Annotated in this window: 7 protein-coding genes; 5 read left to right on the top strand and 2 right to left on the bottom strand. The window is 74.6% G+C overall.

The features are described from left to right. Positions 1-161: 161 nt before the first annotated feature. The 5 genes from ABZ641_RS23120 (at position 162) to ABZ641_RS23100 (ending at position 4802) form a co-directional block, all read left to right on the top strand. Positions 162-647 carry a DUF1453 domain-containing protein gene (locus ABZ641_RS23120; protein WP_344623260.1) on the top strand — a complete coding sequence of 162 codons (486 nt, stop codon included), beginning with the start codon at positions 162-164 and terminating at the stop codon, positions 645-647. 20 nt (positions 648-667) lie between these two features. Continuing rightward, positions 668-1828 carry a histidine kinase gene (locus ABZ641_RS23115; RefSeq protein ID WP_359984493.1) on the top strand — a complete coding sequence of 387 codons (1161 nt, stop codon included), beginning with the start codon at positions 668-670 and terminating at the stop codon, positions 1826-1828. Further along, a complete protein-coding gene (locus tag ABZ641_RS23110) occupies positions 1825-2544 on the top strand; it encodes a response regulator transcription factor (protein WP_359984490.1) in 720 nt (239 codons plus the stop codon). The genes ABZ641_RS23115 and ABZ641_RS23110 overlap by 4 nt, the downstream gene beginning before the upstream one ends. Before the next feature lie 156 nt (positions 2545-2700). After that, positions 2701-3171 (top strand): DUF485 domain-containing protein, encoded by a 471-nt coding sequence (locus tag ABZ641_RS23105; RefSeq protein WP_344623263.1) that lies wholly within the window; start codon positions 2701-2703, stop codon positions 3169-3171. Continuing rightward, positions 3168-4802, top strand: coding sequence for a cation acetate symporter (locus ABZ641_RS23100; RefSeq protein WP_344623264.1), 1635 nt, complete (start codon positions 3168-3170; stop codon positions 4800-4802). Before ABZ641_RS23105 ends, ABZ641_RS23100 begins: the two co-directional genes overlap by 4 nt. A gap of 50 nt (positions 4803-4852) precedes the next feature. Here the strand turns inward: ABZ641_RS23100 and ABZ641_RS23095 are convergent, their stop codons facing one another. Then, a complete protein-coding gene (locus tag ABZ641_RS23095) occupies positions 4853-5242 on the bottom strand; it encodes a hypothetical protein (protein ID WP_344623265.1) in 390 nt (129 codons plus the stop codon). 208 nt (positions 5243-5450) lie between these two features. Further along, positions 5451-6137, bottom strand: a complete 687-nt coding sequence (locus tag ABZ641_RS23090; RefSeq protein WP_344623266.1) for a response regulator — start codon at positions 6135-6137, stop codon at positions 5451-5453. Positions 6138-6191 lie beyond the last annotated feature (54 nt).

Below are 6191 nucleotides of genomic sequence, written 5' to 3'. Positions count from 1 at the left end.
TATTTATTGTTTTAAGTGTTTTAAAAAGTTGTCCTATACCGACATGGATGTCCACCCCCCCGAAGTACGTCGTCGCGGATCTCGACCCGCGCTCCGAGGTGCGCGGGACGCCCGGTCCGTAGCGTCGGAGAGGTCAGCCGACCTCTCACCGGGAGCCCGCCATGTCGTCCCTCGCCGCCCTCGCCAACGTGCTGGTCGCCCTCGCGGTGGTCGCCCTGGTGGTCACCCGCCAGATGAAGGCGCGCCTGATCGAGACCGGGGGCCGCTTCTGGCTGGTGCCGCTGGTGCTGGCCGTGGTCGCGCTGCGCGACCCGGCGCTGATCGACCGCGACCACCGCGTGGCGGCCGTGGCCGTGCTGGCCGGTTCGCTGCTGACGGTGCTCGCCATGGGCTGCGTCTGGGGGTGGACGGTGCGGCTGTGGCAGGAGGCCGACGGCACGGTCTGGGCGAAGGGCACCCGCGCCACGGTGGCCGCCTGGGTGGGCATGATCGTGCTGAGGATCGGCTGGTACGCCCTCGGCGGCGCACTGCACGTGCACCAGAGCACCGCCGTGCTGCTGCTGTCGCTGGGCGTGCTGCTGCTGGTCCGCGGTGCGGTGCTGAAGCTGCGGGTGGCGCAGACCTTCGACCGGCCCGCCGTCCTCTGACCGTGCGTGAGGAGCCTTGGGTGACCCTGGAGTTCTGGCTCGGCTGGCCCGCCGGCAGCGCGTCCCACCGGGAACCGGCCACTCGGCCCCGGCAGGTGATCACCGCCGGCGGCCGGCTGGTCCTGCTGGCCGTGGTGGTGTGGGGCACCTTCTCCACCGGCCGGTTCACCGGTTGGGCGGCCGTCGTCGCGGGCGGCTGGATGGCGGAGTCGGCCGGGTTGCTGGTCGGCTTCCACCTCGCCTCCCGGGCCCGCCGGCTGTGGCCCGCGCTGGCCTGCGCGGCGGGCCTGCTGGTGATCGCCGCACTGGCGAAGGACGGCGGCGCGGACACCCTGGCCGGGATCCTCTGGGGCGGCCTCGCCGTCCTCGCGCTGGTCCGCCTGCCGCTGGCCGCCGGGGCGGCCGTCACCGGCGCGGCCCTCGTCTCGTACGCGCTGATGAGCGGAGAGGCGCTGGTCGCGGGTCTGACCACGGCCGGCGGGCTCGGCCTGCTCGGCTACCTGCTGCGGCTGGACGCCGAGGCGCGCGGCACCCAGCGGCGGCTGCTCGAACAGGAGCGGGCGGCCCGCGCGGCCGAGGCGGAGAGCGCCGCGCTCGCCGAGCGGGCCCGGATCGCCCGGGAGATCCACGACGTGCTGGCGCACAGCCTCTCCGCGCAGCTCGTCCACCTGGAGGCGGCCCGGTTGATGCTGGACCGCGGTGCGGAGCGCGAGCAGGTCCGCGAGCGGGTGGTGGCGGCCCGTCGGATGGCCCAGGAGGGGCTGGCGGAGACCCGGCAGGCACTGTCCGCGCTGCGCGGCGAACTCACCCCGGTCGGCGACTTCCTGGTCGAGCTGACGGACCGTGAGCGGGCTGCGCTGGCGATCGAGGGCCGGCCGCGGCCGCTGCCCGCCGAGTCCGGCCTGGCGGTGCGCCGGGTGGCGCAGGAGGCGGTCACCAACGCCCGTAAGCACGCGCCGGGCAGCCGGGTCGCGGTGCGGCTCGCCTACCTGCCGGACGCCGTGGAGCTGGAGGTGCGCAACTCCCGCCCGGCGCGCGGCGGCTCCCCGGAGGGGCTGGCCGACAGTGGTTCCGGGTACGGTCTGCTGGGGATGCGGGAGCGCGCCGAACTGCTCGGCGGTGAGCTGTCCGCAGGTCCCGAGGACGGAGGTTGGCGGGTGCTGCTGAGGGTGCCGGCGTGAGCGCGGGGCCGGTCACCAGGGTGGTCGTCGCGGACGACCAGACCGTGGTGCGCGAGGGCATCGTGATGCTGTTGGGCCTGCTGCCGGGGATCGAGGTGGTCGGTGCGGCCGCGGACGGCGAGGAGGCGGTGCGCCTGGTCGCCGAACTCGCGCCGGACGTGGTGCTGATGGACCTGCGGATGCCGCGCTGCGACGGCGTCGAGGCGACCCGGCGGATCCGGGCCGGGCACCCCGGCACGGAGGTGGTGGTGCTCACCACGTACGCCGACGACGACTCGCTCTTCCCGGCGCTGCGGGCCGGCGCCCGCGGCTACCTGACGAAGGACGCCGGGGCGGAGGAGATCGCCCGGGCGATCGCGGACGTCCGCTCCGGTGCGGCCGGGCTGTCGCCGCAGGTGCAACGGCGGCTGCTGGAGAGCCTGTCGGGGCAGCCCCGCGACCCGAGGCCCACAGAGCCGCAGCGGCCCCCGGAGCCGCAGCGCTCGTCGGCGCCGCCCGCGCCGCCCGCGCTGCCGGACGGCCTGACCGCCCGGGAGGCCGAGGTGCTGGCGCTGATCGCGGAGGGGTTCTCCAACGCGGAGATCGCGGCCGAGCTGTTCGTCAGCCCGTCCACGGTGAAGACGCACATCAACAACCTCTTCGCGAAGACCGCGGTGCGGGACCGCGCGCAGGCCGTGGCGTACGCCTATCGGCATGGAATTTCCCGGAGTTCGTGAGGCCGGACCCCGCTCATCAGTTTGGGTGAACGTTCCTGCGTCGATTGGCGCAGCGGCGGACGGCGGTCCCATTCTGGTCGGGTCAGCGGCCGGAGGCTTCCGTTCCGGCGCCGTGCCGGACGCCGCGCGCGCGTGCGTCCCCGTCCAGGAGCGTTCGTGGCGCAGCAGCAGAGCTTCGACTGGTGGGCCGACCGGCTGCCGGGCCGGCCCGCCGCCCGGCGGGCCGGGGTACCGGCGCAGGCCGCCCCGTCCGCGTCCGCTGCGGGCGCCGGGGACGCACCCGCGCCGGCGGTCCCCGCTCCCGCTGCGGCGGACGCCGCCGAGGTGTACCGGGCGGTGCAGTCCAGCGAGGCGTTCGCCCGGATCCGCCGCGACCACCGGGGCTTCGTCCTCCCCGCGACGGCGCTGTTCCTCGGCTGGTACCTGCTCTACCTGGTCGCCCAGGCCGCCGCACCTGAGGTGATGCGCCGTCAGCTGGTGGGCCCGCTGAGCGTCGCCTGGGTGCTCGCCCTCGGCCAGTTCGCCTCGACCTTCCTGCTGACCTGGCGGTACGCCCGCAACGCCCGCACCAAGCGTGACCGGGCCGCCCTGGAGCTGCGCTGGGACACCCAGGACCGGCTCCGGTGAGCGCCCGTACCGTCCTCGCCGCGGGCGCCTGGTCGCCCGGCCGCCACGGGCTGGCCGTCGCACTGTTCGCCGTCGTCGTCCTGGTCACCCTGGGCATCACGCTGTGGGCCGGCCGCCGCGGCCGGGCCGCCGAGGACTTCTACGCCGGCGGCCGCGGTTTCAGTCCGCTGCAGAACGGCCTCGCCCTCTCCGGCGACTACCTGTCCGCCGCCTCCTTCCTCGGCGTCACCGGGCTGATCGCGCTGTACGGCTACGACGGCGTGCTGTACAGCATCGGCTTCCTGGTGGCCTGGCTGCTGGTGCTGATGCTGGTCGCCGAGCTCGTCCGCAACGCCGGGCGCTACACGCTGGCCGACGTACTGGCGGTGCGGATGCGCGCCCGGCCCGTCCGGGCCGCCGCGGGCACCGCCGGGCTGGTGGTCTCGCTGCTGTACCTGGTGGCGCAGATGGTCGGCGCGGGCAGCCTGGTGGCGCTGCTGCTCGGCACCGGCGACGGCCCGGCGAAGGCCTGGACGATCGTCGGCGTCGGCGCCCTGATGATCGTCTACGTGACGATCGGCGGGATGCGGGCGACGACCTGGATCCAGATCGTCAAGGCGGTGCTGCTGGTCGCGGGTTCGGTGCTGCTGACCGTCCTGGTGCTCGTCCGCTTCCACGGCGACGTCGCCGAGCTGATGCGGACGGCGGCCGACCGCAGCGGCGCCGGCGCCGCCTACCTGGAGCCCGGCCTGCGCTACGGGGCGAGCCTCACCAGCCGGCTCGACTTCGTCAGTCTGGGCCTCGCCCTGGTGCTCGGCACCGCGGGGCTGCCGCACATCGTCTGCCGGTTCTACACCGTGCCGACGGCGCGGGCCGCCCGGCGCTCCACGATCTGGGCGATCGGCCTGGTCGGCGGCTTCTACCTGATGGCGGTGGTGCTCGGCCTCGGCGCGGCCGCCCTGGTCGGCTCCGCGGAGGTGCGGCGCGCCAACCCGGCGGGGAACACGGCCGTGCCGTTGCTCGCGGCGGAGCTCGGCGGTGGTACCGGCAGCACCCGCGGGGTGCTGCTGTTCGCGCTGATCTCGGCCATCGCGTTCGCCACCATCCTCGCCGTGGTCGCCGGGCTCACCCTGGCCTCGTCGGCGGCCTTCGCGCACGACCTGTACGCCGGGGCGTGGCGGCGCGGCGACGGCCCGCAGGTGACGGAGCACCAGGAGGTGCTGGCGGCGCGGCTGTCCGCGGTGGCGATCGGCGCGCTGGCGATCGTGCTGAGCCTGTTCGCGCAGCGCCTGAACGTGGCCTTCCTGGTCGGCCTGGCCTTCGCCGTGGCCGCCTCCGCGAACCTGCCGACCCTGCTGTACAGCCTGTTCTGGCGGCGTTTCACCACCCGCGGGGCGGTCTGGGCGGTGTACGGCGGGCTGGTGCCCGCGGTGCTGCTGGTGGTGTTCTCGCCGGTGGTGTCCGGCACGCCCGCGTCCCTCCTGCCGGGCGTGGACTTCCACCTCTTCCCGTTGGAGAACCCGGGCCTGGTGTCGATCCCGCTGGGTTTCCTGGCGGGTTGGACCGGCACGGTGACCGACCGCGAGCCGGCCGACCCGGACGGCTTCGCCGAGATGGAGGTCCGCTCGCTCACCGGCGCCGGGGCGGTCTAGAGCTCCCCCACGGATGCTCCAGGCCTGCCCGCGGCGCCGGTGACGGTGCGTCAGAGCGTGCAGTTGGTGCTGTGCAGCTCGGGCGCGTCGGCGGGGCCTCCGGTGGCACAGACGATGGTGCGGTAGTCGGTGCGGACGGCCGGGGTGGTCAGCGAGAGCGTCCCGGTGCTGGCGACCAGCGTGGAGCTGGCCACCGTCTCCCAGGGGCGGCCCCAGGCGCGCTGGATCCGCACCTCGACGCGGAGCAGCGTGGGCCGGGTATGGTCCGCGGTGTCGAGGCGGGCCGCGCCCACCACGCCCTCGGTGCTCGGCTGCTGCCAGACGCATGGCCGGGTGATCGACGCGGGGCACGCGGGCTGGGGCGCAGCAGCCGCGGTTCCCGAGGTCAGGGTGCTGATCGTTGCCACAGCAGCAGCCAGGCCTGCGATACGTGAAATCATGGCACTGTTCTCCTTTGAATCAGAGCCTTGTCGGGTTTCTTGTGGCGACTATGTCATGTCCGTGACAGAATCGCCACCGTGAGTGCCCGACAAATGACCGAACGTCAGGCGGCTGCCCTGCCAACGGCGTGGGAAACCGCGTACGCCTCGGCCGGCCGGCCCCGGGACAGACCACGGGCGGCGCGGCCACGCCCCGCCGCCCCTCGCCCTACCGCCCGGCGGCGAGCCCGTACTGGTGCTCCGGCCGGCCCGTGTCGCCGTACCGCAGGCTCAACCGCAGCCGCCCGTCCCGGGCCAGCTGCTTCAGGTACCGCTGCGCCGTCGACCGGGACAGGCCGGTGGCGTCCGCGACCTCCTGGGCGGACAGCGACTGCCCGGCTCCGCGCAGCGCCCCGAGCACCAGATCGGTGGTCGGGGCGGAGTGGCCCTTCGGCAGCGCGGCCGGCGCGGCGGCGCTCCGCAGGGCCGCGAACATCCTGTCGACCTCGTCCTGGCCGGCCTCCCGGGTGGCCGCGCCGGCCAGGGCGTGGCGCAGCTCGGCGTACCCGGTGAGCTTCTCCCGCAGCCCGGCGAAGGTGAACGGCTTCACCAGGTACTGCAGGGCGCCGTGCTGCATCGCGGCGTGCACGGTGGTCACGTCCCGGGCGGCGGTCACCATCATCACGTCGCAGCCGATGCCGCCCTCGCGCAGCCGCCGCACCAGGGCGAGACCGGTCTCGTCCGGCAGGTGGTGGTCGAGCAGCACCAGGTCGACGGGGGAGCGCTCCAGGCTGGCGAGGGCCTCGGCCGCGCTGTGCGCCCGCCCGGTGACCCGGAAGCCGGGCACCTTGGCGACGTACGCCGCGTGCACCTCGGCGACCCGGAAGTCGTCGTCCACCACCAGTACGTCGATCATGCCGTCTCCACCGGGTGCAGGGCCTCGGGCAGTTCCACCGTGAACCGGGCGCCG

This window comes from Kitasatospora sp. NPDC007106 (assembly GCF_040634455.1).
Classification (GTDB): domain Bacteria; phylum Actinomycetota; class Actinomycetes; order Streptomycetales; family Streptomycetaceae; genus Kitasatospora; species Kitasatospora arboriphila.
Note: the sequence above shows the minus strand (reverse complement) of the source record. Positions and strands in the feature narration are given on the sequence as shown.

Bases quoted from the DNA above. Each gene is read 5' to 3' on its own strand.
- ABZ641_RS23095 (WP_344623265.1), bottom strand. From the start codon at position 5,242: ATGATTTCACGTATCGCAGGCCTGGCTGCTGCTGTGGCAACGATCAGC.
- ABZ641_RS23120 (WP_344623260.1), top strand. From the start codon at position 162: ATGTCGTCCCTCGCCGCCCTCGCCAACGTGCTGGTCGCCCTCGCGGTG.
- ABZ641_RS23090 (WP_344623266.1), bottom strand. From the start codon at position 6,137: ATGATCGACGTACTGGTGGTGGACGACGACTTCCGGGTCGCCGAGGTG.